We start from the raw sequence: 23,539 nt of genomic DNA on the forward strand, positions 1-23,539 counted from the left end.
GATGATGGGAGGACACCACGCCGCATCAGGAGCCGCGGCGTGGATAGCTATTGCCTCAACCAGCCCCTACGCCCTGGGTTGGTACCCGCTGGACCCCACCGGCATCCTGATCGGCGCCATGGCGACGGCGGGCACCGCCTTGGTGTGCGACTGGGACCACCGTCACAGCACCATCGCGAACTCGCTGCCGCCCCTGTCCAATGTGGTTGCGGTCGGCATCGAGAAAGCCAGCGGCGGCCACCGGCAGGGTACGCATTCATTGCTGGGAGCCTCGGCGTTCGTGGTGCTTGCCACTATCGCCGCGCAATTCCAGATGACGACGCCCTTGGGACGGCTGTCCATCGGTGCGGGGCTGCTGTGCATGTTCATGATCAACCTGGCAGCGAAAGCGCTGCACCTGTTTCCGAAATCCGGCTGGATCACCAACTGGCTCTTCGCCGTGGTCATGGCAGGGCTCGTGACCTGGTTCGCGCCGGGCCAGTGGAGCTGGTTGCCGCTGTCCATGCTGACCGGGGTGGCAGTGCACATCGTGGGCGACATGATCACCGTAGGGGGAGTGCCGCTTCTCTGGCCCATCGTCATCAAGCCACCCAAATTCCTCCGAAAGTCCCTCATCAGTGGCATTTGGCGTGCCAACGGAGCGTTCTCCATACCCTTGCTGGGACGCGCCGGATCACGCCGCGAGTGGCTCGTGCTCATCCCCGTCAGCGGATACGCCATGGTGGGAATGGGCGCCGCTGCGTGGGCGCTTCTGCAGCGGCACTGGCCGGGTTTCCTGGCAGCGTTGGGCGGTTTTCTGCCCCCGTTGTGAGGCGTCATTGCACCTCCCGCAGCCATCATGCCGGGGTCCCCGTGCAAGTAGTCTTCGGCGGGAAAACCGAGTACTCGGCAAGGACCACCACTACTTTTCAGGTATTTTTCGAGTAGCCACTACTCGTGCCTGCTTCCGGGGCCAGACATACCGTGGACTTTTACGACGTTTTTGCTTGGCTAGTTGGAGGTTCTCATGGATCTGCTGGACTCGGACAGCATCCAAAAGACCAACTGGGGTAGTCGTGACGTGCAGCGAACAATAGGATCATTGCGCCGTTCCCCTGTCGATCTTGAAGTGGTGATACCGGCCTACAATGAGGCCGAAAGAATTCCTAAAACCCTTATTCAGACTGTCGATTTCCTTGCCTGCCACAAGTGGTCCTCACGGGTTGTAGTGGTGGACAACGGGAGCGTGGATGAGACTGCTGCGGTGGTTCGCCGCATTTCCGGCGAGAATCGCAGCATGGTTCCGATTAGTGTGGTGGGATGTTCACGCCGCGGCAAAGGAGCAGCCGTGGCCCGTGGCCTGCTCAGCGGAACCTCCAGATTCACCGGGTTTTTCGACGCCGATCTCGCCACTCCCCTCGAGACACTCGAAGCCGCCATGGATCATTTGGAACGCGGGGCTGCGGCCGTCATTGCGTCAAGGCACGCCCCCGGTTCCACCTTTGTGCAGCCACAACATTTGGGACGCCGGGTGGGAGGCACCGCCTTCCGGGTATTGACGCGGTCAAAAGTCAAAGGGATCAGCGATACCCAATGCGGTTTCAAGTTCTTTGAACGCGATGCGCTGACGGCGGCAATGGTGCAGTGCCGCACAACGGGCTTTGCTTTCGACGTCGAGCTGCTCCAGTGGCTTCAGCGTTCAGGCGCTGACATCGTGGAACTGCCGGTCGCGTGGACCGACGGAGAATCTTCCACTTTCCGCCCCTTCAAGGACGGAGCTGCGAGTTTTGCGTCAGTCTTCCAGCTTCAGAAAGTCACGCCGTGACGCGGTCTTTCGTGCCTGTGAGCCTTTCGGAACAGCTGGCGGGGAAGCAGATACTTGTCCTGAATTGGCGCGACATTACGCATTCACAGGCCGGTGGAGCCGAGCAATACATGCACGAAATATCCCGCAGGTGGACCGACGGCGGTGCTAAGGTCACTTGGTTTACAGGCCGTGAAGATAGCCAGTCCGGCGACGACATGATCGATGGAATCCGGATTTTCCGCGCCGGAGGCCCTTTGGGGCTCTATCCTAAAGCCGCCCTCAAACTCCTGCGTACCCGCAGTGCATTCGATGCCGTGATTGATTGCCAAAATGGGATCCCTTTCTTCTCGCCACTTTTCCTGCCGAGAAGACTGCCCATAGTCCAGTTGATTCATCACGTCCACCAGGAGCAATTCAGCACCCGTTTTTCCGCCCCCATGGCAGCCGTCGGTCGCTTTTTGGAGGGCAAAGGCGCCAAAGCGGTTTACGGGCGTCGGGCCATTGTGGCTGTGTCCCCGTCCACCCGCTTGGAATTGCGCAAACTTGGTTTCACGGCGCCCATTCATGTTGTGCCCAACGGAACCATCGAAGTAGCCCCAACAGTGGGTCCGCGTGATTTTGAGCCGACCGTCGCCGTCGTCAGCCGGTTGGTGCCCCATAAGCGGTTGGACTTGCTGCTCGGCCAATTTGCCGTGGCTGTCCGGAGCGTGCCGAAGCTCAGGCTCGAAATTGTGGGTGACGGCCCGGAACGCCCCCGCTTGCAGCGACTCGCCATGGACCTCGGCCTCGACGACGTTGTCACGTTCCACGGGTATCAACCCGACGCAGTGCGCAACAGCCTGCTCAGCCGGGCATGGCTCACCGCTTCCACATCGGCATCGGAAGGTTGGGGGTGCTCGGTCATCGAGGCCGCAGCATGGGGAGTGCCGTGCCTTGCCTTGCGGGTCCCGGGGATCCGGGATTCCGTGGTGGAGGGCCGGACCGGTTGGCTTGTGGACACGCCCAAGGAATTTGGGGCTGCCATAGTGTCCGCGATTCAGGTGTTGTCCGACAATGGCACGGCGGGAAGTATTTCCGCCCAATGCCAGGAATGGGCGCGCTGCTTCACATGGGACCGGAGCGCCGCGCTGCTCGCGGGGGTTCTCCTGGAGGAGGAATCACGCAGGAGTGGCCGGTCCGAAGCAGTTGCTGACCGCTCCGATATGTCCACCTTGGTGCATTTCGACATGCCTGCTGGTGCCGACCTCGAAGCCATTCTTCGTCCAACCGATGAAATAGCCGAGAACCAAGGCAAGGTGTCGATCCTGATGAAAGGCCGCGACGAGTTCGAGGCATTTGCATTGATACGGCGGATCGGTCTGGTGCCCGCCGAGCTCCGCTCGGCCAGTCGCAGTGCCTTGCTTGCGGGGCCGGGTAATGCTTTCGCACCGTTCGACGCCGTAGAGGGCATCTGACGCCGTCACACCGAAGCCCTACCCCAGGGGGGACAATGACTGACACTTTGCGCGATGTCGATCCTACCGCGGGTACTGTCGTGTCTGGGACGAGAACCAGAACCAGAACCAGCCAAAGCGCCGGCACCGGAGCCAAAGTGGCCGAGAACAGTGGCGTCCTGTCCGTCTCGGCAGGGGTGGTGGGCGTCCTCAGCTACGCGTGCACCCTGCTGATGGCCAACATGCTTGGAACGCGGGACTACACCCAATTTGCGGCAGGAGCGATGCTGCTGGGAATTGTCGGAATTGTTGCCTCCGCACTGGTGCCTTTACCCCTGTCGCACTTCGTGGCTGTCCATCCGGCGGGGTCTGAAGCGCGGCGTGACGGGATGGCTTTTGCTATCTTCGTTAGCTTCTTCGCGGGCATCGTCGCGGCCGCGGCATCAGGGACGCTGGCCCTGGCTTTTTCGACGCCGGCTGTCGCCGCCGCCGTAGCATGCGGTTCGCTGGCAATCTTCGTGGTGGCGGCCCCATCGGGTTGGCTACAAGGTGAACTGCGCTTTAAGTGGTTTGCGCTGACCACCATTGTGGAGGTCCTCCTTCGGCTGGGGTTAAGTCTCGTGGTGGTGGCCTTTGCATGGGGTGCGGCGGGAGCCATTCTCGGATTCACCATCGGGGCGGTGGCGCTGTTGTTGGTGCCGTGGTCGTTCTATCGCGATTTGCAGTGGCGTCCGCGTGTAGTGCGGGAAAAATGGCGGTGGGCCGAGACCCGGGACATCGCTTCCGTTCTATGCGTGGTGTCGATCCTCGTGGGCATCGATGTGGTGGTGGTCGCGTTCTTGGCGGAAGGATCGGCTTCCGCTGCGGGATTCCAAGCCTTGGCGACTATCGCCAAAGGGCCGGTCTATGTGGCCGCAGGCACTTGTTTGGTGGCTTTCCCGCTCCTCCGCAGGCCAGGTGTTGACGTGCGCCGGGTCCTCGCGGCGGCCTTCGCTTCGTTCGGTCAGCTGGCCGTCGTGGCTTTCGCCATCATAGCCACAGCCCCCCATGCGATGGCTGGCTTGATCATCCCGGAAAAATACCACGGATCCCTTGCCCTCCTGCCGTGGCTTGCTGCTGCGGGGCTCGGGTACGCAGTGCTCACCGTCCTGGCCACGCTCCTGTTGGCGTTGCGTGCCTATCGCCGGTGCCAGCTGGGCCTGGTCTGTGCATGCTTTCTGGTAGTGGCCGGGCTCTGGACAGGCTGGGAAGTGAACCAGGTTAACGGGATGGCGGCCGGATCTGCCTTTGGTGCAGTGGCTGCGGCTCTGGCGCTGGCCCTGATCGCCTGGCCGGTACTGGCCCGCGTCGGCCAAGCCAGCGGTGTCCGAAGCCAGGTGGCCGGTTCAGGGGCCTTGCTGGTAGTCCTGGCGGTTGCCGGTCAGCTTCAGCCCGTTGTGTGGTTGGTCTTGTCCGCCGTCAGTGGCGTGGCCGTCCTCGCGCACCAACGCGGGTTGTTGCCGACACTGTCTGTGGAAAGTGCACGACGTCGGTACGGCCAAGGTCCTCGGGTCCCCGGCCGCCGCGCCAAGGTGCTGAAGCCGTTGCCGATCAGGCTCGCTGAGTCATCTGTCAAACTACTCTCCAAAACTGTGCTCTCCAACAGAGTGCTCTCCAACACTGCCACCGCATGTGCCACTGTGACAGCCATGGCATTCGGAGTTCGGGCTCTTGGGATTACCCGGGGCTTTGAGCTGTGGGTGGACGAGGTGCTCTACGTTCGGCTCGGACAGGCGGTGAGCACCGGACGGTTTCCCACGTTGCCGGACGGTCCGTTTTTCCTACACCCGCCCGGGTACTTTCTTCTGGAGGCCGGCGTCATCAGGCTTTTCAACATCTCCGGTGACGTTATGGACGTTGTCCTCCAACTCCGCTGGCTCAACGCTGCGTTAGGTGCGCTCACGGTGGGTCTGGGCTTCCTGCTTGTCAGCAAGCTGGCAAACCGTTCGGCCGCTTGGTTGACAGCTGTCCTCCTGTCCTTCGAACCGTTCATTCTTCGAAATAACAGCCACGCTTTCCTTGAGACCTCAGCCATGACCGCCGTCGTCGCAGGATTCCTGCTATTGCTGGGCACCCGCGAACCTGACAAGAAGCTCTACCGCGTCCTTCGACTGGGAGCAGCCGGACTTCTGCTGGGATACGGGGTCCTATGCAAGGACTTCTTCATTATCTCGACCATTGCCCCCGTGCTTGCGGCGGTGGTGTGGAAGAGGACGCTGCACTGGCGGAAGGCCGCCGTCGTTGTGGTTGCAACACTGGTTCCCTATGCCTTGTACCTGATGGTGGTAGCTACGCAAGCCACCCTTACGGATTGGATCAGTGCAAAGACAAGCGGGTTCGTCCGGGCATCCGGTTTGGAAAAGAGCACGGGCTTCACATCGGAGGGTTCGCCGAGCATCGTGGCCCGGCTCATAGATCAAAGCGGGCATTTCGGCACCAGCTACCTGCTGTTGGCCCTTTGCCCCGTGGCAGGGGCCTTCCTATGCTTCAGCCGGCGTGCAGACCGGCGAATCATTGGTCTTGCAGGCTTGGCCCTGGGCTTGGCTGGTGCCTACAGCGCTGTTTTCGGGACGTTCGAAGAGCAGTATGGGTACGGCGTCATGGTGGGCGGCGTCTTGTGCTCCGTCCTGGTGGTGGTGGAGCTCCGCGAGAGGTTCCGTAGCGGGCGCAAATTCCTGATGGTTGCCGGCCTGTGCTTTGCCGCACTGACGGTGGTACTCGGCATGCGCACCGCCTTAACGGTCGACGACGGTTTTGTCCAGGTGCGTGACTGGGCGCGAAGCGGCCTTCCTGCGAACGCCCGGGTGAGCGTCACCAACAGTACGGCGCAATTGGTGTTCGGCGATGATCCGAGGTTCGGCGCATGGCCCTCTGCGCCGTTGATGCAGGGAGCCGGTGCCAACTACATCGTCACTCAGTCCTACCCATCGAGCCAAGGCTACGGGTATGTCAACCCGACCATGCTGGCCTGGTTGCGCGCCCACGCTACTCCGGTGTTCAATGTCGAAGGCCCCACCAACGGTTCCACCACGGTGTGGTTCGTAGCAAACGCTGAACTTGCGGTTGGTGCCGACGAGGGCATCGGTGTTCCTTCCCAGAACTACCAGACGGAACGGTGAACGCGGTGAAGATCCTCCATTTGGGCTTCGAGGATCCGCGCATGCCAGGAGCGGGCGGCGGCTCGGTGCGGACCTATGAAATCAACCGGCGCCTGGCAGCGGACGGCTTCCAAGTGACCGTCCTGACCACCAGGTACCCAGGCTGGCAAGAACGGGTCCAAGATGGCGTGCACTACGTCCCGGTTGGAGTAGGAAACGGGCGGAACCGACTGACCCGCCTGGCTGGATACGTGTTCAGACTTCCCTTCGAAGTTCGTAGACGCCGGTCCGATGCCGACCTAGTGGTGGAGGACTTCTTCGCTCCCTTCTCCACCATGGCAGCACCGCTGTGGACACAACGCCCCACGATCGGAGTTGTTCAATGGCTCCACGCCCGCGACAAAGCGCGGCAGTACCGGCTTCCGCTGCATTGGGTGGAGCGGTGGGGGGTTCGCACGCATAGCCGGCTGATCGCGGTGTCGCAGGGCGTCGCGGACAAGCTGATCGCGATGAACCCCACTGTCGTCGTGGACGTGATCGGCAACGGCGTCGACCCGGCCGCCTGGAACCCCGAACCACACCTTGGACAGGACATCTTGTGCATTGGCCGGATCGAGTTCACCGGTAAGGGATTGGACCTGTTGATCGCCGCTTGGGCCCGCTCTGAAAGTCGGGTGCAGGGCAAACTGTTGATAGCCGGAACCGGTCCCGACGAGGCGAAGTTGCGGGCAGCAATCGCGGATGCTGACCTAACGGACCGGGTGGAACTGCTCGGCTGGCTGTCAGGGGAAGCTAAGTTCAAGGCCCTCAGCGCCGCCCGCTTGGTGGTGTTGCCATCACGGCAGGAAACGTTCGGCCTCGTCGCAATCGAAGCGCTTGCCACAGGTACACCGGTGATCGCTTTCGACATTCCTTGCCTGCGCGAGATCGTCCCGGTCGGTGCTGGCCAGCTGGTTCCGGCATTCGACGTTGACGCCTTGGGTGCAGCAATGGTGGACCAGTACGGGAACACGGGATCTGGCGTGATTGCCACAGCACGGCAGTTCACGGCCCGATTCAACTGGGACCACCTCGCGCGACGGCAAGGCGCAGCCTATTGGAGCGCTCTATCTGTGGAATCCGAAGTTAATGACCGGCTGGGCCAACCGCCAGGAAGGTAACCACCATGCCCCACGTCTCCAGACTCGACCGATCCATGCGCAGCCACGCACCATGGCTGTTCCTTTCGCCGCATCTTGACGACGCCGTACTGTCCTGCGGTGCCCTCATCGAAGCGCAGGCACAAGGGCGGGACATCATCGTTGCCACTCTGTTCACGGAAGCGGCGCTCGCGCCACACACCCGGGCGGCGCGTTCCTTCATGCGCCAGTGCGCCGTCACGGACGCCGTCGAGCTTTTCGCGGCCCGCAGAGCGGAGGATAGGGCCGTACTGACGTCGATGGGTGTCCAATCGATCCATTTGGGTGCTGTTGATGCGCTCTTCCGTCAACGGACGCGTCCTGCTCTGGGGAGCAGCGCCTGGGACAGGCTGCTTCCCGAACTGACCCACCGCTACCCTACGTACAGGTTTGACATCGCTATGGGAAGAATCTCCCGAGGAGACCGGCGTCTCACCCGAATGCTTCAAAACGACGTCGATGCTCTGATGACCGCAACAGGAGCAGATCTCCTTTTCTGTCCGGTGGGAGTCGGGAAGCACGTGGACCATCTGATCACCCGGGGGATGGGAGCCGGATACCCGGAGAAATTGGTCCTCTATTCGGATTTTCCCTACGACCTAGCATCCAACCCGGACCACGCGCGTCTGGCGAGCATGCAGTATCAGCCGTGGACGTGGAGCACCGGGCTCGAGGGAAAGCAGCCGCGGATCCGTCAATACGCGACGCAAGTGGATGCCTTGTTTCCCGCCGGGGTGATTCCAGAGAAAGCGGAAACCTATTTCGTTCCCCAGCACCAATGACGTCAGCAGCGTTCCTGGTTGTTTGAATCCACATTGCCGGGAGCGCTACTGAGCTGTTTCGGACCAACTTTGCACGTGTTGTTGTTGGTTATAGTGATGTTCCTTAAGCCGCCGTTGAAGTTGATCCAGGGACCGGGAATTCCCGAGAAGGTGTTGTTCCGCACCGCAACGTCGTACACGGGCGCGTTGCCGCCGTAATATCCCGTGACGATTCCGTCAGGTGAGCCCCAAAATTGATTGCCCTCAATAGTGATGTCATGGATTTCGTGCTGTCCGACGGCCAACTGCATGCCGGAACCATGGGATCCGCCGCGTACCTTGTTGTTTTTGTAGGTGACGGCGTAGACGGGGGAGCCGATCGTCTGGGCCACCAGACCGTCGTCGCCGTCGGCTCCTTGTCGCTGGTCTACCGTATTTCCCTCTACGGTGCCGTCGTGGGAATCGGTGATGTGGATCCCGTCCAGCTGGTCGTATTTTCCGCTGCTGGTCACCAAGGTGTCGTTGTTCCGGAGGCAGAAGTTGCTGCTGGACACTACTGCGATTGAGTACGTGAATGGGTTTCGGGTCCGAATTGAGTCAATCACTGCGTTGGAGCTGTTACGGACATCAACCAAGTATTCAGATAAGCGTCCAGAAGAGTTGCCATCCAGCTCGTCACCGCTTTGATCCGCCGTCAGCTGGGAGATGGTGACATTTTGCGCGCCGTTGGTAGTAATCAACGGGTGGCCCCCGAACGGTCCCTTGGACTTCAGGAAGTCAGGGCCCGCTTTAACGACCGTTGAAGCACCAGCTCCCTTAAGTGCGACGTTGCTCTTGAGGATCAGCGGCCTGTTCAACGTGAAGGTGCCAGCGGGCAGTGTGACGATCGCACCGCCGTCTGAGGAGGCGGAATCAATAAGGTGCTGAAGTTGCGTTGACGTGTCATCGGCGTCCAGATAACCATGTGGCGCCCACTCTTTTACCACCGTTGCCTTGCTCCCCGAAGCCAAGCAATAGTCGACTGATTGGGGCGCGCTTGCCCGGGGAATCATCGAAGCCGCTCCGAGTCCCACTGCGGTCACAGCAACCACAAGCAGCACTATTTTTGGAGCGGCGGACTTCATGGCATCAGCCTATCTTGCCGGGTTTCACGCTAATGAGCCGTACGGTGTCCTTAATCAGGCATGGCCCGGGCAGGAGCCCGGGCCATATGAAGCATCATGGGATGATTTAGCTTTCGCCGGCCGAGTCAGAGCGGCCCAGGACGGTCTGGGGAATCCAGAAAGCGAGCGCAAACAGGATCAAGCAAACCGCCATTGGCCAAACGTTGTCCAAGGTGAGGAAAGTAAGGGAGAAGATGGCGCCAAGGAAAAGGACCATCATGATGACGAACAGGATAATGCTCGTACCGAGGTGGTTCTCATTTTCAATGGGGGCGCTTGTTGCTTCCTTGGACATTCATTCCTCCTTGCCCCGCGGGGCTCAAAATCAGTTACGGACGCCTCAGTAGCTGGATGAACCTTGTTCACCGTTGACGATGGCAATTCCGGAACTCGCTCCGATACGTGTTGCACCTGCAGCAATCATAGCCTGTGCGTCAGCCAGCGAGCGCACTCCGCCGGAGGCCTTGACGCCCATGTCGGGGCCCACTGTCTTGCGCATGAGGGCGACATCCTCCGCTGTAGCCCCGCCGCCATTGAACCCGGTGGAGGTCTTGACGAAATCGGCACCGGCTTCTGCCGCCGCCTCGCATGCGATCACCTTTTGCTCATCGGTCAGCATGGAGGTTTCGATGATGACCTTCAGGATTGCTTCACCCGCATGGACTGTCTCAGCCACCGTTTTGATGTCGTCCACGAGCGCGCCTTTGTCCTTGGCACGTGCCGCGGCCATGTTGATCACCATGTCGATTTCGTTGGCGCCGTCGAGTACTGCGCCCCGGGCTTCGAAAGCCTTGACGTCACTCGGCGTGGCACCGAACGGGAAGCCGATCACTGAACACGTCAGCACCCTGGAACCTTTAAGGGCCTTGCGGACAGTCTTGACCCAGATGGGGTTGACGCACACCGATTTGAACTTATATTCCACAGCCTCAGCGCAGACCTTGAGGATGTCATCCTCGCTGGCTTCCGGCTTGAGGAGCGTGTGGTCGATGTAGGCGGCGATGCTAGCAGGGGCGACGGCTTCGTAGCTCATGGGATCCTTCCGTGCAGGGCGTGGCCGGCCCGGTGGCCGCAGGGTTGTCACAGCCCGTCAGATGACCATCTTGCCACACCTGCCATGGTGGATTTCGGCGACGCCCGGACGGTCTCACGCCGCTTGAAGGGCCTCCCGTTCGGCACCCATCGCAGCTGACAGGATGCCCGATGCGCACAGCATCGCCGAGGACTCCGCTGAGAGGAGCAAACCGAGCCGGAAGCCGTCACAGGATGCGGCATCGCCGATAGCCCAGATTCCCGGCAAGGAGGTGACGAGGTTGCGCCCGACTGCGATGCCGCCGTCGTGCCCGATGTCGAGGCCCGCACTCAAGGCGAGCTCATTGCGGGCGACCCTTTCCTCGGCAATGACCACAAGGTCGCCTTTCATGCTGCTGCCGTCCTCGAAGAGGATGCCAGTGGCCGGGGTAGCGGGAACAGCCTCGGGAACCGCTGCGGAGTTGACGACGGCGGCTGGCCGAAGCGTTGTCCGCACGGGACGGACACCGCGGGCCCGCAACACAGCCTCGGCCTGGCCCGCAGCAGGTCCGGTGCCAACGAGGATGCCCAGAGGTCGGCGCCCCACGGTGCCGGCGATGTCCTTCACAGCCTCGCCGAGGCTGGCGGCGTCGTCGATGGTGGAGTAGCTGAGGCCTGCCTCGGCACCCGCCACCGGTGGGAGCACGGGCGCCGAACCGGTGGCGATGACGAGCTGGTCGTAGGAGAATTCCATGCCGTCCGTTGTGGTCACGATCTTGGCCCCTGCATCGATGAAGCTTGCTGCTTGGCCGAAGCGGACGGAGACGTGGGGAAGTTCCGCGATTTCAAGGAGTGCCTGCGGGTAGTCGTCCCGGTTGCTGAGCAGTGTGATGGTTCCCCTGAAGGTGCGGTCGCCGCCGGCTGTTCCTGCGAGCCTCCGCACCAGCGCCTGCGCGGCGGGACCCGCCCCCGCAATGACGACGTGAGGGGAAACTTCGGACGGGGGAGCGGACATGTCTGGCCCTTTCGCTATGACCTGTTTGGTGCTGTTGATCATCAGCGTAGGGGGACTGCTTTTCGCGGGTGTTTCCGCGCTGTTGCCATTGATGGGCGATCCGTAGCGAGCTGTTTACCCGGCGGTAATAAGCTGCGTCACACGGCCGCGTCACACGGCGGCGTCAGGCGGCGACGGGGACTATGCGACGGTGACTATTCGTACCGCAGGGAGTCGATCGGATTTTGGCGCGCGGCACGGGCAGCCGGAAGCGTACCGGCAATGAAAGCTATGGCCATGACCAGGATGATCACTCCGGCGACAGGTCCGGGGGCGAAGCTGAGGATCTGCAGCCCGGAGAGATCGCTCAGCGGGCCACGGGCGAGGACGCCGCTGACCACGGTCCCCAGGCCGATGGCTACGGCTGATCCAATCAGGCTGCCGAGGAGCCCGATGAACGCGGCTTCTGTGCTGAACAGGGCAAAGACAGATCCGCTGCCCATTCCCATGGCCTTCATGAGTCCGATTTCGCGGGTGCGTTCCTGAACGGACATCAGCAAGGTGTTAACGATGCCGAACCCCGCGGCCACCAGCGCGATGATCGCGAAGGCGTCCAGGACGCCGATGATTCCATTGATGACCGTTTTCACGGTGCCGATGCGGTCATCCAACGTCTGGGCCGTGTAGCCAGCGGCGCTGAGTTGGGACTTCATGTCGTTGACGGCGCGCGAATTGGTGGGGGTGAAGGCTGCTGTGGCTGCGGTCCAGGTCTGGAGTCCGACGGCGGGCGCGCCGGTGTTCTGCGCGCCGTCGAGCGCCGTCGTGAGTGCCTTATTGGCAAGCGCGCCGCCGCTGCCGAGCAGGGCGTTTTCTTCCACGCCCTGGATTGTGGCCGTCACGGTGTGCATCGTGCCGGTGACGTCCAAGATCCCGATGGTGATGTCTTGGCCGATCGCGTGGGCGTTGTCAGTAAGCCCCAGTGGCACCACGTAGTTGGAAGGAAGGGTGATCTGGGCCTGGCTTCCGGTGTCGTCCATGGCCGTGCCGGCGGCCAGCGGGGGATGGGCTCCGGCCAGGGGACTGATGCTGAGCTGGTACTTGTCTTTGTTGTTCCACTGGATGTAAGCGGTGTTGAGCCGGGTGACGGGGGAAACGCTGGTGATTCCCGGAATGGTGGCCATTTTGTCGAGGTCGGCTTGGGTGAGGGCCAATTGGGTGGATCCTGGCCTTCCGCCCACGGCGATGACCCTGGTGTTCGGGTCGTACTTCTTTGGTCCGGATCCGGCGTCCGTGCTGGTGTCGGTCTTGGTAACGGTGAAGGCGTTGCTCGGCCCCACTGCAGCAATCTGGGCGTCTATGTAGTTGGAAATACCCGTGCCCAGGCCGTTGGTGATGGTCAGGGTAAAAGCCCCGACGAAGATGGCCAGGATGGTCAGCGTGGTGCGGAGCTTGCTGCGGAAGCTGTTGGAGATTGCCGTTTTAATTGTTTCAAGCGGTTTCATGCCGCGTGCTCCTCATCGGTGGTGATCAGCTTCCCATCGCGGATGAAGAGGCGTCGGTTGAAGCGGGCTGCGAGGTCGTGGTCGTGGGTGACCGTGATCAAGGTGATGCCCTGGTTCTGGTTGAGGTCGAAGAGGATGTCTTCGACGATCCGTCCGGTGGCGGTATCGAGGTTTCCGGTGGGCTCGTCGGCGAAGAGGACCTGTGGGTTGTTTGCCAGGGCGCGGGCGATCACCACCCGCTGCTTTTGGCCGCCGGAAAGGTTGCCCGCCTTATTCCGGGCCTTGTCTGCCAGTTCAAGCTGTTCCAGGACGGCCATGCCGCGGATGCGCCGTTCCCGCGCGCCAACGCCCGCAATTTTCAGTGGCAGGACCACGTTCTCCAAGACGCTGGAGGTGTGGTTGAGGAAGAACTGTTGGAACACGAAGCCGAACATCTGGTTCCGAAGGGTATTGAGTTTGCGCGCGGTCAGAGTCTTGGCGTCTGTGCCGTCAACGTGTACTTCACCTCCTCCGGGTGTATCGAGCAGGGCGAGCAAGTGCATCAGGGTGGACTTGCCGGACCCGCTCTTCCCTACGATGGCTACGGAATCACCACGGTCGATCTCGAGGGAGACGCCCTTCAGGGCGTCGAAGCGGTCCGGACCGCGACCGTACGTCTTAGTCAGGTCGCGGGTGGACAAAATCGGTACAGGCACAGAGGTTCCCATCAGGAGTCGCAAGCACTGGAGACAAGCAGTGCCAGAGCAGTAATAGGTAACCTACACGGCGAAACTTTCAGAATCCTGAGGGTTCCGAACTTAGGCCCGCAGCCGGTACCCGCGCTTCACCACGGTTTCAATGAGCTTTCCATCCGGGAGCGCGGAGCGGAGCCGGCTCACGGTCATATCCAAGGCATGCACGGAACCGCGCAGATCCAGAAGGTCGGAGAGGGCTTCCCTGGACAGCACGGCACCGCCAGCCCCCAAGAGCGCCCTAAGGAGCAAGAGGGGTGCAGGGGCGAGTTCCACTGCCTCGCCGTTGATCCGCAGGCACCTCCCGCGCAACTCGATCGTGGAGCCCCGGGTCTCCAAACGGCGCACATGGTTCAACGAGAGATGTTCGGTCACCAGGCGGATGAGAGCACCCATCCGGTAGCGGTCCGGGATCAGTGGCGCCAGCCCGGCGTCGAGCAGTGGTTGGGCGGTGACCGGCCCGACGGCGGCAACGGTCACCGGCCCTTTGAGGGCCTCCACGAGTTGGCGGTAGAGGCCCATCTCGTGCGCGGTGCTCCACATGGCGTCCACGGCGGGAGCGCTGGTGAAAGTCAGGACGTCCAGGTTCCCGCTGCAGACGGCCTCGATCAGGCGGGGGAGTTTGTCTTCGCCGTCGGGCTTGACCCAACGGTAAGGCGTCACGGTCAGGACTGTGGCCCCGGACATCCGGAGCCGCTCCAGCTGCCGGACGTCGGTGTAGCCATGGAGCTGGACGGCCACGGTTTTGCCGCGAACTCCCTCCACCAAGAGCATGTCAACGAGCGTTGCGGTGGTTTCGTCGCTGCTGATTCCGACGTCGGCAAGGCCTGCCGCGCGCACGGCACCGCGGGCTTTTGGTCCGCGAACGAACATGCGGCACGCGGACAGTGTCTCGAGGAGTTGTTCGCCGATTCCAAAGGAGTCGGCGGCCTCGCACCAGCGGCGCATTCCGTAAGCGGTGGTGGCGATGCAGATGTCCGGTTTGGCCGCGATGATGGTGCGCGTGTCCTCGATCAGGACCATGTCCTCCTGGACGGGGGCGATCTTGAGCGCGGGAGCGTGGAGCACAGCCGCACCACGGCGTTCCAAGGCCTCGATGAGGTCTTGGGAACGGCGGTGCGAGGTTACCCCGATGCGAAACCCGTCCAGCGGCAAGTCCGCGGGTTCGGCGAGTGTGGGAGTGGTGGCTGGGCCGACGGCTTCGAGGACGCGTGCAACAGTCATGTGTTCTTACCTTCAGGCTTCAATGAGGGAAGCCGCGAGCCGGCTCAGTTCAGCGGATGCTTCGGTGTGGTTTCGGTTGGCTTCGGCCACCCTGACTACCTCGCCGATAACCAGGACGGCCGGGTTGCTGCAGCCGCTCGCTGCCGTTTCAATCGTACCGAGATCGGCAATGGTGGTTCGTTGCCCGGGCCGGTAGCCCCGCTCCACTACGGCCATGGGCATCTCCGGTTTCATCCCGGCGCGGCGGAGGCCTGCCGCCAGTTGCGGAAGCGTGCCAATACCCATGAGCACCACGATCGTGCCGCCGAGCCCGGCCAGATGGGTGAGTTCCTTCTCGGACAGTGGCGCATGGCCGGACACCACCGTGAACATGTGGCTGACTTCGCGATGGGTTACGGGGATGCCAGCGGCCGCGGGGACCGAAATGGCGCTGGTGACACCGGAGATGACCCGTACCGGCACGCCGGCGGCGATGCAGGCGGCCACCTCTTCCCCGCCGCGACCGAACACGTAAGGATCTCCACCCTTGAGCCGGACCACGTTCTTGCCCTGGAGTGCAGCCTCAACCATGAGCTTCTCGATGTCCCGCTGCGTCACCTTATGCAGCCCCGGCTGCTTGCCCACATCGACCAATTCCGCAGACGTCAGGGCATCAAGTTCCCGGTGGGGAGCCAAGCGGTCATAAAACACGACGTCGGCATCCCGCAACGCCTCGACGGCACCGACGGTGAGAAGAGCCAAGGCGCCAGGTCCGCCACCAACCAAGGTCACGTGTCCTTCCGCCCCGGCGGCAGGCTCGAAGGCCACCGGGACTCCGGCTTCGCGGCAGTGCTCCATCAACGGAACCCAACCCGGATCGCCGTCGTCCACTACCGCAACAAGGAACGGCCTCTGGTGGAGGGGTCCGGCGTCCCCGATCCCGGGGTTCGATAGGCGGTGCACCACGGCGCCGGCGTGTTCGTAACGGCGGACGGCCTGCCGGGCGGCGCGGTCAGATCCGGCGACCCAAACGCTGCGGCCGGTGAGGTCAATGGTGAGCTGCATGGTTCCCCCTAGTTTTCGCCGGCGTTGTTTTGTAGGCCGCTGTTTTGCATACCGCTGCTTTGCATACCGCTGCTTTGGCGGACCGGGATGCTAGACGCGATGAGCACGCCGCCCTTTTCTTCATTCGTGGCAGGCCTGATCTGGCCACGCTCGGGAACAAAGGCGATGGATTCGTCCTTCTGGTCCGGTGCGTTGACGAAGGACCGGAAACGGCGCAGTCGCTCGGGATCCTTCAGGGTTTCGGCCCACTCGTCCTGGTACGTGTCGATGTGTTTGGCCATGGCAGCTTCGAGCTCTTCGGCGATTCCCAGGGAGTCATGGACCACCACCTCCTCAACGTGTTTGATCCCGCCGTCGAGCTCCTCCTGCCAGCGCGCGGTGCGCTGGAGGCGGTCCGCTGTACGGATGTAATACATGAGGTAGCGGTCGATGTACTTGAGCAGGGTTTGGTCGTCCAGGTCCTTCGCGAGGAGCTGCGCGTGCGCCGGGGTTGCCCCACCGTTACCACCCACGTACAGGTTCCATCCGTCGGCTGTGGCAATGACTCCAACGTCCTTTCCGCGGGCTTCTGCGCATTCGCGGGCGCAGCCGGAAACACCCATCTTCAGCTTGTGGGGGCTGCGCAGACCCCGATACCGCAGCTCCAAGGCGATCGCCATCGCTACCGAGTCCTGCACTCCGAAACGGCACCACGTGGAGCCCACGCAGGACTTCACCGTCCGCAGGCTCTTGCCGTACGCCTGGCCGGACTCGAAGCCGGCATCCACCAGTTCTTTCCAAATCTCCGGGAGTTGTTCCAAGCGGGCACCAAACATATCGATACGCTGGCCTCCGGTGATCTTGGTGTACAGCTTGTACTTCTCCGCAACGGCCGCGATCACGCCGAGGCCCTTGGGCGTGATCTCGCCACCGGCAATGCGCGGAACCACGGAATAGGTGCCGTCTTTCTGCATGTTCGCCAGCGCCCGGTCATTGGTGTCCTGCAGCGAGCCACGGCCCTCATCAAGGACGTACGCGGAGTGCTGGCTGGCGAGGATGGAGGCGATGGTCGGCTTGCAGATATCGCAGCCCGCTCCGGTGCCGTACTTGGCCATGATGTCCTCGAACGAGGTGAGCTCCAGGACGCGGATGGCGTCAAAGAGTTCCTGCCGGGACAAGCTGATGTGTTCGCACAGCGCCTTGGAAACCTCGATGCCGGACTTGGTTAGCTCACCTTCCAGGAGCTTCTTCAGCATCGGCACGCACGAACCGCACTGTGTGCCGGCGCGGGTGCACCCCTTCAGCTCTGCCAGTTCCCGCACCGGGGACTCGCCCTCGCAGGCACCGCAACCGTTAATGGCGTCACGGATAGTGCCCGCAGCCACGTTGTTGCACGAGCACAGGATCGCGTCGTCCGGGAGTTCGGTTTCCGGCGCTTCCCCGCCGCCGGCAGCGCTCAGGTATGCCCCCGGCTCGGCGGGAAGTTCACGGCCCAGAAGCGGGCGCAGACTCATGTACGGGGAAGCGTCGCCCACGAAAATGCCGCCCAGCAGGGTCTTGGCGTCGTCGGTAGTGACGATCTTCTGGTAGACCCCACGGGCAGGGTCGGCGTAAACGACTTCCAGGGCGTGCTCGGTCTTGGCGAACGCGTCACCGAAGCTGGCAACATCGACGCCGGACAACTTGAGTTTGGTGGCCGTGTCAAACCCCGGGAATGTTGCTTCGCCACCGTGAAGGCGGTCCGCAACGATCTCCGCCATGGTGTTGGCCGGCGCCACGAGGCCCAAGCACATGCCCCCGTAGTTGGCCACCTCGCCGATGGCCCAGATACCGTCAACCTCCGTGGCGCAGAAGTCGTTGATGACCACGCCGCCACGCTGGCCCAAGCTGAAGATCTGTTCTTCGCCCTCAGCCGCACGGAACAGGTCATCGCGCGGCCGGACGCCGATAGCGACGATCACGAGGTCCGCCTCGATGGTCCTGCCGTCCGCCATGAGGACACCGGTGACTTGGCCGTCGTCGTCCGTCAGTACCTCCGAGGGGAACACGCCGCCGTGGACTTCAAAGCCCTTGGCTTCGATGAGACGGCCCAACGCCTGTCCGGCACCTTGATCCAACTGCGTGTTCATCAGCCAGGGTGAGCCGTTGATGACAATGGGGGTCGCCCCAAGCTGTTCGGTGCCGGCAGCGGACTCAAGGCCCAACAACCCACCGCCAATGGTGACCGCTTTGACCTTCCGGCCCAATTTTTGGCGGAGCTCGGCGAGGGCCTTGTTGATGGCCCACACGTCCTCCAGCGTTCGGTACACATGGGTGTGCTCCGCCCCGGGAATGGGGAGGCGGGCAGCGTCCGAACCGGATGCCACAACCAGCTGGTCGTAGTGGTACTTGTTACCTGCGGCGGTGAGGACGCTCTTGGCAGCGGGATCAATCCTCACAGCGCGCTCGCCGGTGATCAGGGTCAAGGCATCGTGGTCCCACATGGAGGCCTGACCCAAGGTGAGGTCTACGTCCGCTTCCGTCAGGGCCCTGCTCAGTGCTACGCGGTCGTAGGGCAGGTGGGCCTCTTCGGTCAGCACTGTGACCTGCCAGCCGTCAAGGCCTCGGGTGTACATGGCGTCAACAAAGCGGTGGGCAGCAGGGCCGCCTCCGACGACGACGATGCGGCGCGGGTTCCCTGCGCTTGAGGTGTGTCCGGTCACTGGTGGGCCTTTCGCAAATGCTGCAGACGGTTCTCCGCAGCTTGTGCTCCAGCCTAGGGACGGGCAATTTCGCTTCAGTTTCCCTTATGTTTCGTGATCTTAACTTCTGCATCACGAACGCATTTCCGGGGGCGTGAGGTCTCTTTTACCCACCCGACACAAAGGCGCACCGCCGGTGAAACACCCGGGTTTTAGCGTGGAGGGGTGGCCGCGACCGTGGCCGATGTCCCGGAATTGACGGCAGGAACGGCCGGCGTCCGGGCCCAGTGAGAGGGGCTGCAATGACCATAATTCTGGACCGCGCAAACGACCTGGAAGCAACCGCTACATGGCACCGCGTGTGCCCGCTCGATGAATTGGAGCTTGCGTGGGGCGAAGCGGCCCTGGTGGCCGGCCGCCAAGTTGCACTGTTCCGCACCGCGGACGGCACGGTGTCCGCCGTCGCCCAACAAGACCCCGCCACCCTGGCAAATGTCATGGCGCGAGGCATCGTTGGATCCCGCGGGAACAGGCCAACCATCGCATCGCCGCTGCATAAAGAGGTGTACGACCTCCACACCGGTGAGTGCTTGACGCGCCCGGACCTGACGTTGCCCACGTTCGCCACCCGGCTGGTGGACGGCTACGTGGAAGTGGCACTTTAGGCCCGGTTCCTCACAGTCCTTACAAGCCCAGGGCCTCGCTGACGTCCCGCAGGACGTCGTCCAAGGACGCCCGCGCAGCCTGCCGGGCAGCGGGAAGTTCCGCTGCGGACTCCACGGGTTGGATGACTTCGAGGTAGCACTTCAGCTTCGGTTCGGTGCCGCTTGGCCGGATGATCACGCGCGTCTGGTCCCGCGTGAGGTACAGCAGTCCGTCCGTTGGCGGCAGGGCATCGCTGCCTTCGGCCAGGTCCGTGAAAACCTCGACGGCGGAACCCGCGAACGCTTCCGGCGCATTGACCCGCAGCCGGTTCATCATCGCGTCCAGAAGCCCCAGGTCAGCCACGCGGATGTTCAACTGGTCGCTCGCGTGCAACCCGTGGACCAGGTAGAGATCATCCAAGGTATCGAAAATTGTCCGTCCTTCAGCCTTGGCCGTGGCGGCAAGCTCAGCGATCAGGACCGCGGCCGAGATGCCGTCCTTGTCGCGGACCAGGTCCGGTGCCACGCAGTAGCCCAGCGCTTCCTCATACCCGTAGGTCAGGCCCGGCACGCGGGAGATCCATTTGAAGCCCGTGAGGGTCTCTTCATGGGCGAATCCTGCGGATGCGGCGATCCGGGCAAGAAGCCGTGAGGAAACGATCGAGTTCGCAAAGACCCTGGCACCCTGCTCCGCCTGTTCCCGGACGGCCAGCCTGGCAACGACATGAGAACCCAATAGCGCGCCCACTTCGTCCCCGCGCAGCATTCGCCAAGCTCCCGTCGCGGGGTCCAGTGCGGCGACTGCAGCGCGGTCGGCGTCGGGGTCGTTGGCAAGGACTATGTCCGCGCCCGACTCAGCGGCGGCCGCCAACGCCAGGTCCAGCGCGCCCGGCTCCTCCGGGTTAGGGAAGGCCACGGTGGGGAAGTCCGGGTCCGGCTCCGCCTGTTCGGCCACCAATGTGACGTCCGTGAAGCCGGCAGCCGAAAGCACCGAAACAGCAGTCTCACCGCCCACTCCGTGCATCGGGGTCAGCACGATTTTGAGGTCCCTGGCGGGGAAGTTCTCCCGATCCACCAGTCCTGCCATGGCTGTTTGGTATTCGGCAGTGATGGACGTCGGCAGCACCGTCCAACCGTCGTCTGCCAGCGTGATCGAGTCGAGCGTTCCGACGGCGTCGATCTTCGCCGCGATCCCGGCGTCGTACGGCGCCACGATCTGCGAGCCGCGGCCCGACTCCGGGACGGCGTGCCGCCCCAGGTAGACCTTGTACCCGTTGTCCTGCGGCGGGTTGTGGCTGGCGGTGACCATCACTCCGCCGTCACACTCCAGCTTCCTGACCGCGTAGGCCAGCAACGGCGTCGGCAGCGCGGCGGGCATGAGGAACGTCTCGAAGCCTGCAGCCGTAAAAATGGCCGCTGTTTCTTGGGCGAAAATATCCGAGTTGTAGCGGGCGTCGAAACCGACGACGGCGCGCGGCCGGGTCCCGGGGGCCGCAGCAGCTACGGCCTCGGTGAGGAAAGCCGCCAGGCCTGCCGCTGCCCGGCGGACCACCACCCGGTTCATCCGGTTGGGTCCGGGCCCGAGCGCTGCGCGAAGCCCGGCCGTGCCGAATTGCAGGGTGCCGTTGAAGCTGTCGGCCAGTTCCTGCCTCGCAGCCGCGTCACCAGCGGCGGCGAGGTCGGCCAGCTCCACGAGCGCGGCCGAGGTCACCGCATCGGGATCTTGGGCCGCCCACTTGCGGGCGTCGGTGAGTAGTTGGTCGAGGCCGGCATCGCTTGATGTCATAGGGACCAAACTATCCTCATTGGCCACCTCAACAGCAACGAGGGGTGAGATCTCGCCCTTATGAGTGGTCTTAAAGGGTGAGATCCCGCCCCTCGGCGGGAGGTTAGAGCTTGGCGATGATCTCCGCCAGCAGCTTGGAGATGCGCTTGCCGGCAGTGTGGCCCGCCTCGAGGACTTCGGCGTGGCTCAGTGGCACGGGGCTGATTCCTGCGGCGAGGTTGGTGACCAGTGAGATGCCGAACACTTCCATGCCGGCGTGTCGCCCGGCGATGGCCTCCAAGGCTGTGGACATGCCCACCAAGTCCGCGCCGATCCTCTTGGCGTACTGGACTTCTGCCGGGGTTTCGTAGTGTGGGCCCGTGAACTGGGCGTACACGCCTTCCTGCAGCGAGGGGTCGACTTCGCGAGCCAATCCACGCAGGCGGGACGAGTAGAGATCCGTGAGGTCAACGAACGTTGCTCCCTCAAGGGGGGACGTTGCCGTGAGGTTGATATGGTCGCTGATCAGTACCGGGGTGCCCGGGGCCCAGTCCTCGTTGAGCCCGCCGCACCCATTGGTGAGGACCAGGGTTTTGCAGCCCGCGGCAGCCGCGGTGCGCACACCGTGGACCACGGACCTGACCCCGCGGCCTTCGTAATAGTGCGTCCGGGCGCCAAGGACCAGTGCCCGCTTTCCCTCTTTGGTCAGTACGGACCTGATGGTTCCCACATGGCCCACCACGGCTGGTTTGTGGAAGCCGGGAACTTCCGATGCGTTCAAGGTGGCGGTCGTTTCGCCAATGAGGTCGGCAGCCTCCGCCCAACCCGATCCGAGGACAAGTGCCACGTCATGGGACTCGATCCCGGTCTCGGTTGCTATGAAGTCGGCGGCCGTGCGGGCGGCTTCGAAAGGGTCAGTGTTCATCAGCTCAGTGGTACTCACTGGTACAAGCTACCGTGCCCGCGAGGTACTTTGGTAGGCGCGGAATCACGGTCCTGGGTGGGCTGAGTGGCAGCGGACGGTGCAATGAGCAAGAATTGAGGATTGTGACCACCCAAGTTGATTTCAGTGCCCCCCGTATCGCGATCCTTGGAGGTGGTCCCGGCGGATATGAGGCCGCTATGGTGGCCGCTTCGCTCGGCGCACACGTCACCATTGTTGAGCGGGCCGGCCTCGGCGGCTCCGCCGTCCTGACCGACGTCGTGCCTTCCAAGACCCTGATCGCTACCGCGGACCTCATGACCCGGGTCGGTGAGGCCGATGAGCTGGGCGTGAAGTTCGACGGCGACGGCGGCAACTCCCAGCCCCGCGCTGACCTGAAGCACATCAACAACCGTGTGCTGAATTTGGCCCGCGGACAGTCCAACGATATCCGGGCGGGCCTGGAACGCCTCGGCGTGGAGATCGTCATCGGCTCCGGCAAGCTCCTGGACAGCAACACCATCGAGGTGCTCACCATCGACGGCACCCGCACCATCGACGCGGACGCCGTCTTGCTCGCCGTCGGCGCCCATCCCCGCGAACTGCCCACTGCCAAGCCCGACGGCGAACGCATCCTCAACTGGGCGCAGATCTACAACCTGGACGAACTCCCCGAGGAACTGATCGTGGTGGGTTCCGGTGTCACCGGCGCCGAGTTCGCTTCCGCGTACAACGGCCTCGGCTCAAAAGTCACCCTCATTTCCAGCCGAGACCAGGTCCTTCCGGGTGAGGACACCGACGCCGCCAAGCTCCTGGAAGGCGTCTTCGAACGCCGCGGCGTCCGCGTTTTGTCCCGAACCCGCGCCAACGCGGTTGAGCGAACGGACGACGGCGTCAAGGTCACCTTGGGTGACGGATCGGTGGTGACCGGCTCGCACTGCCTGGTGTGCGTAGGCTCCATTCCGAACACCGCGGGCTTGGGCCTGGAAGAAGCAGGGGTTGCGCTGACCGAGTCCGGCCACATCAAGGTCGATGGCGTGTCCCGCACCACCGCACCGAACGTCTATGCTGCCGGAGACTGCACCGGCGTTTTCGCCCTTGCCTCGGTTGCCGCGATGCAGGGCCGGATCGCCATTGCACACTTCATGGGCGACGGCGTGAAGCCGCTCAAGCTCAACCAGGTGGCGTCCAACATCTTTACGTCCCCGGAGATTGCCTCGGTGGGTGTCTCCGAGGCCGACCTTGCCTCCGGAAAGTACCAGGGCGACGTGGTCATGTTGTCCCTCCTGAGCAACGCCCGGGCCAAGATGCGCAACAGCAAAGACGGTTTCGTCAAGGTGATTGCGCGCAAGGGATCAGGCACTGTGATCGGTGGGGTAGTGGTGGGCCCGAATGCCTCCGAGCTCATCTTCCCGATTTCCCTGGCCGTGACGCAGAAGCTCCATGTGGATGACCTTGCCAGCGCTTTCACGGTGTACCCGTCGCTCACAGGCTCCATCTCCGAGGCTGCGCGGCGCTTGCACGTGCACATGTAGCTTCACCGCTGGCGGCCCGTTTCGGGGCTCCGCTGCACAGGATGCCGTT

19 protein-coding genes are annotated in these 23,539 nt (G+C 63.0%); 8 read left to right on the plus strand and 11 right to left on the minus strand.

The annotated features are described in order from the left end of the window. Position 1: 1 nt before the first annotated feature. From QRN42_RS01755 to QRN42_RS01780, 6 genes are all read left to right on the plus strand, one after another. Entirely contained in the window at positions 2–811 is an 810-nt protein-coding gene (locus tag QRN42_RS01755; protein ID WP_284977717.1) for a metal-dependent hydrolase, read from the plus strand. A 195-nt stretch (positions 812–1,006) separates the two neighbouring features. Beyond that, positions 1,007–1,804, plus strand: coding sequence for a glycosyltransferase (locus QRN42_RS01760; protein ID WP_284977718.1), 798 nt, complete (start codon positions 1,007–1,009; stop codon positions 1,802–1,804). Positions 1,805–1,914: 110 nt separating this feature from the next. Continuing rightward, complete coding sequence (locus QRN42_RS01765; RefSeq protein ID WP_284977857.1) at positions 1,915–3,240, plus strand: glycosyltransferase family 4 protein; 1,326 nt, start codon at positions 1,915–1,917, stop codon at positions 3,238–3,240. Between the two features lie 137 nt (positions 3,241–3,377). Continuing rightward, a complete protein-coding gene (locus QRN42_RS01770; RefSeq protein ID WP_284977719.1) occupies positions 3,378–6,377 on the plus strand; it encodes an oligosaccharide flippase family protein in 3,000 nt (999 codons plus the stop codon). A 5-nt stretch (positions 6,378–6,382) separates the two neighbouring features. Further along, positions 6,383–7,516 carry a glycosyltransferase family 4 protein gene (locus QRN42_RS01775; protein ID WP_284977720.1) on the plus strand — a complete coding sequence of 378 codons (1,134 nt, stop codon included), beginning with the start codon at positions 6,383–6,385 and terminating at the stop codon, positions 7,514–7,516. Between the two features lie 5 nt (positions 7,517–7,521). Beyond that, a complete protein-coding gene (locus tag QRN42_RS01780) occupies positions 7,522–8,316 on the plus strand; it encodes a PIG-L deacetylase family protein (protein WP_284977721.1) in 795 nt (264 codons plus the stop codon). A 2-nt stretch (positions 8,317–8,318) separates the two neighbouring features. On the opposite strand, the gene QRN42_RS01785 is transcribed toward QRN42_RS01780, so the two are convergent. The 9 genes from QRN42_RS01785 to nirB form a co-directional block, all read right to left on the minus strand. After that, complete coding sequence (locus tag QRN42_RS01785; protein WP_284977722.1) at positions 8,319–9,419, minus strand: glycosyl hydrolase family 28-related protein; 1,101 nt, start codon at positions 9,417–9,419, stop codon at positions 8,319–8,321. A 106-nt stretch (positions 9,420–9,525) separates the two neighbouring features. Continuing rightward, on the minus strand, positions 9,526–9,753 hold the full coding sequence (locus QRN42_RS01790) for a hypothetical protein (protein ID WP_284977723.1): 228 nt from the start codon (positions 9,751–9,753) through the stop codon (positions 9,526–9,528). A gap of 45 nt (positions 9,754–9,798) precedes the next feature. Beyond that, positions 9,799–10,491, minus strand: a complete 693-nt coding sequence (gene deoC, locus QRN42_RS01795) for a deoxyribose-phosphate aldolase (protein WP_284977724.1) — start codon at positions 10,489–10,491, stop codon at positions 9,799–9,801. Between the two features lie 114 nt (positions 10,492–10,605). Beyond that, positions 10,606–11,484, minus strand: coding sequence for an FAD-dependent oxidoreductase (locus QRN42_RS01800; protein WP_284977726.1), 879 nt, complete (start codon positions 11,482–11,484; stop codon positions 10,606–10,608). Between the two features lie 194 nt (positions 11,485–11,678). After that, a complete protein-coding gene (locus tag QRN42_RS01805; RefSeq protein WP_284977728.1) occupies positions 11,679–12,965 on the minus strand; it encodes an ABC transporter permease in 1,287 nt (428 codons plus the stop codon). After that, on the minus strand, positions 12,962–13,672 hold the full coding sequence (locus tag QRN42_RS01810; RefSeq protein ID WP_284977730.1) for an ABC transporter ATP-binding protein: 711 nt from the start codon (positions 13,670–13,672) through the stop codon (positions 12,962–12,964). The genes QRN42_RS01805 and QRN42_RS01810 overlap by 4 nt, the downstream gene beginning before the upstream one ends. A 90-nt stretch (positions 13,673–13,762) precedes the next feature. Next, complete coding sequence (locus QRN42_RS01815) at positions 13,763–14,920, minus strand: uroporphyrinogen-III synthase (protein ID WP_284977732.1); 1,158 nt, start codon at positions 14,918–14,920, stop codon at positions 13,763–13,765. A 12-nt stretch (positions 14,921–14,932) separates the two neighbouring features. Beyond that, complete coding sequence (gene cobA, locus QRN42_RS01820; protein WP_284977733.1) at positions 14,933–15,964, minus strand: uroporphyrinogen-III C-methyltransferase; 1,032 nt, start codon at positions 15,962–15,964, stop codon at positions 14,933–14,935. Between the two features lie 8 nt (positions 15,965–15,972). Then, on the minus strand, positions 15,973–18,645 hold the full coding sequence (gene nirB / locus QRN42_RS01825; protein ID WP_284977736.1) for a nitrite reductase large subunit NirB: 2,673 nt from the start codon (positions 18,643–18,645) through the stop codon (positions 15,973–15,975). 281 nt (positions 18,646–18,926) lie between these two features. Between nirB and nirD the strand changes: the two genes are divergently transcribed. Continuing rightward, a complete protein-coding gene (gene nirD / locus QRN42_RS01830; RefSeq protein ID WP_284977737.1) occupies positions 18,927–19,289 on the plus strand; it encodes a nitrite reductase small subunit NirD in 363 nt (120 codons plus the stop codon). 19 nt (positions 19,290–19,308) lie between these two features. Here nirD and QRN42_RS01835 read toward each other — a convergent pair whose 3' ends face one another. Beyond that, positions 19,309–21,054, minus strand: coding sequence for a phospho-sugar mutase (locus QRN42_RS01835; protein WP_284977739.1), 1,746 nt, complete (start codon positions 21,052–21,054; stop codon positions 19,309–19,311). Between the two features lie 103 nt (positions 21,055–21,157). Then, positions 21,158–21,958, minus strand: a complete 801-nt coding sequence (locus QRN42_RS01840) for a purine-nucleoside phosphorylase (RefSeq protein WP_502868750.1) — start codon at positions 21,956–21,958, stop codon at positions 21,158–21,160. Between the two features lie 122 nt (positions 21,959–22,080). On the opposite strand from QRN42_RS01840, the gene QRN42_RS01845 reads away from it, so the two are divergent. After that, a complete protein-coding gene (locus QRN42_RS01845) occupies positions 22,081–23,490 on the plus strand; it encodes an NAD(P)H-quinone dehydrogenase (RefSeq protein WP_284977741.1) in 1,410 nt (469 codons plus the stop codon). Positions 23,491–23,539: the final 49 nt, after the last annotated feature.

Origin of the sequence: Arthrobacter sp. fls2-241-R2A-200 (genome assembly GCF_030209745.1) — a bacterium.
In the GTDB taxonomy this organism is placed as follows: domain Bacteria; phylum Actinomycetota; class Actinomycetes; order Actinomycetales; family Micrococcaceae; genus Arthrobacter.

Excerpts from the sequence above, each read along its gene's own strand:
- QRN42_RS01755 (WP_284977717.1), top strand. The coding sequence starts at position 2 with ATGATGGGAGGACACCACGCCGCATCAGGAGCCGCGGCGTGGATAGCT.
- QRN42_RS01760 (WP_284977718.1), top strand. The coding sequence starts at position 1,007 with ATGGATCTGCTGGACTCGGACAGCATCCAAAAGACCAACTGGGGTAGT.
- QRN42_RS01765 (WP_284977857.1), top strand. The coding sequence starts at position 1,915 with ATGCACGAAATATCCCGCAGGTGGACCGACGGCGGTGCTAAGGTCACT.
- QRN42_RS01780 (WP_284977721.1), top strand. The coding sequence starts at position 7,522 with ATGCCCCACGTCTCCAGACTCGACCGATCCATGCGCAGCCACGCACCA.
- QRN42_RS01785 (WP_284977722.1), bottom strand. The coding sequence starts at position 9,419 with ATGAAGTCCGCCGCTCCAAAAATAGTGCTGCTTGTGGTTGCTGTGACC.
- QRN42_RS01790 (WP_284977723.1), bottom strand. The coding sequence starts at position 9,753 with ATGTCCAAGGAAGCAACAAGCGCCCCCATTGAAAATGAGAACCACCTC.
- deoC (WP_284977724.1), bottom strand. The coding sequence starts at position 10,491 with ATGAGCTACGAAGCCGTCGCCCCTGCTAGCATCGCCGCCTACATCGAC.
- QRN42_RS01800 (WP_284977726.1), bottom strand. The coding sequence starts at position 11,484 with ATGTCCGCTCCCCCGTCCGAAGTTTCCCCTCACGTCGTCATTGCGGGG.
- QRN42_RS01805 (WP_284977728.1), bottom strand. The coding sequence starts at position 12,965 with ATGAAACCGCTTGAAACAATTAAAACGGCAATCTCCAACAGCTTCCGC.
- QRN42_RS01810 (WP_284977730.1), bottom strand. The coding sequence starts at position 13,672 with ATGGGAACCTCTGTGCCTGTACCGATTTTGTCCACCCGCGACCTGACT.
- QRN42_RS01815 (WP_284977732.1), bottom strand. The coding sequence starts at position 14,920 with ATGACTGTTGCACGCGTCCTCGAAGCCGTCGGCCCAGCCACCACTCCC.
- cobA (WP_284977733.1), bottom strand. The coding sequence starts at position 15,964 with ATGCAGCTCACCATTGACCTCACCGGCCGCAGCGTTTGGGTCGCCGGA.
- nirD (WP_284977737.1), top strand. The coding sequence starts at position 18,927 with ATGACCATAATTCTGGACCGCGCAAACGACCTGGAAGCAACCGCTACA.
- QRN42_RS01835 (WP_284977739.1), bottom strand. The coding sequence starts at position 21,054 with ATGACATCAAGCGATGCCGGCCTCGACCAACTACTCACCGACGCCCGC.
- QRN42_RS01840 (WP_502868750.1), bottom strand. The coding sequence starts at position 21,958 with ATGAACACTGACCCTTTCGAAGCCGCCCGCACGGCCGCCGACTTCATA.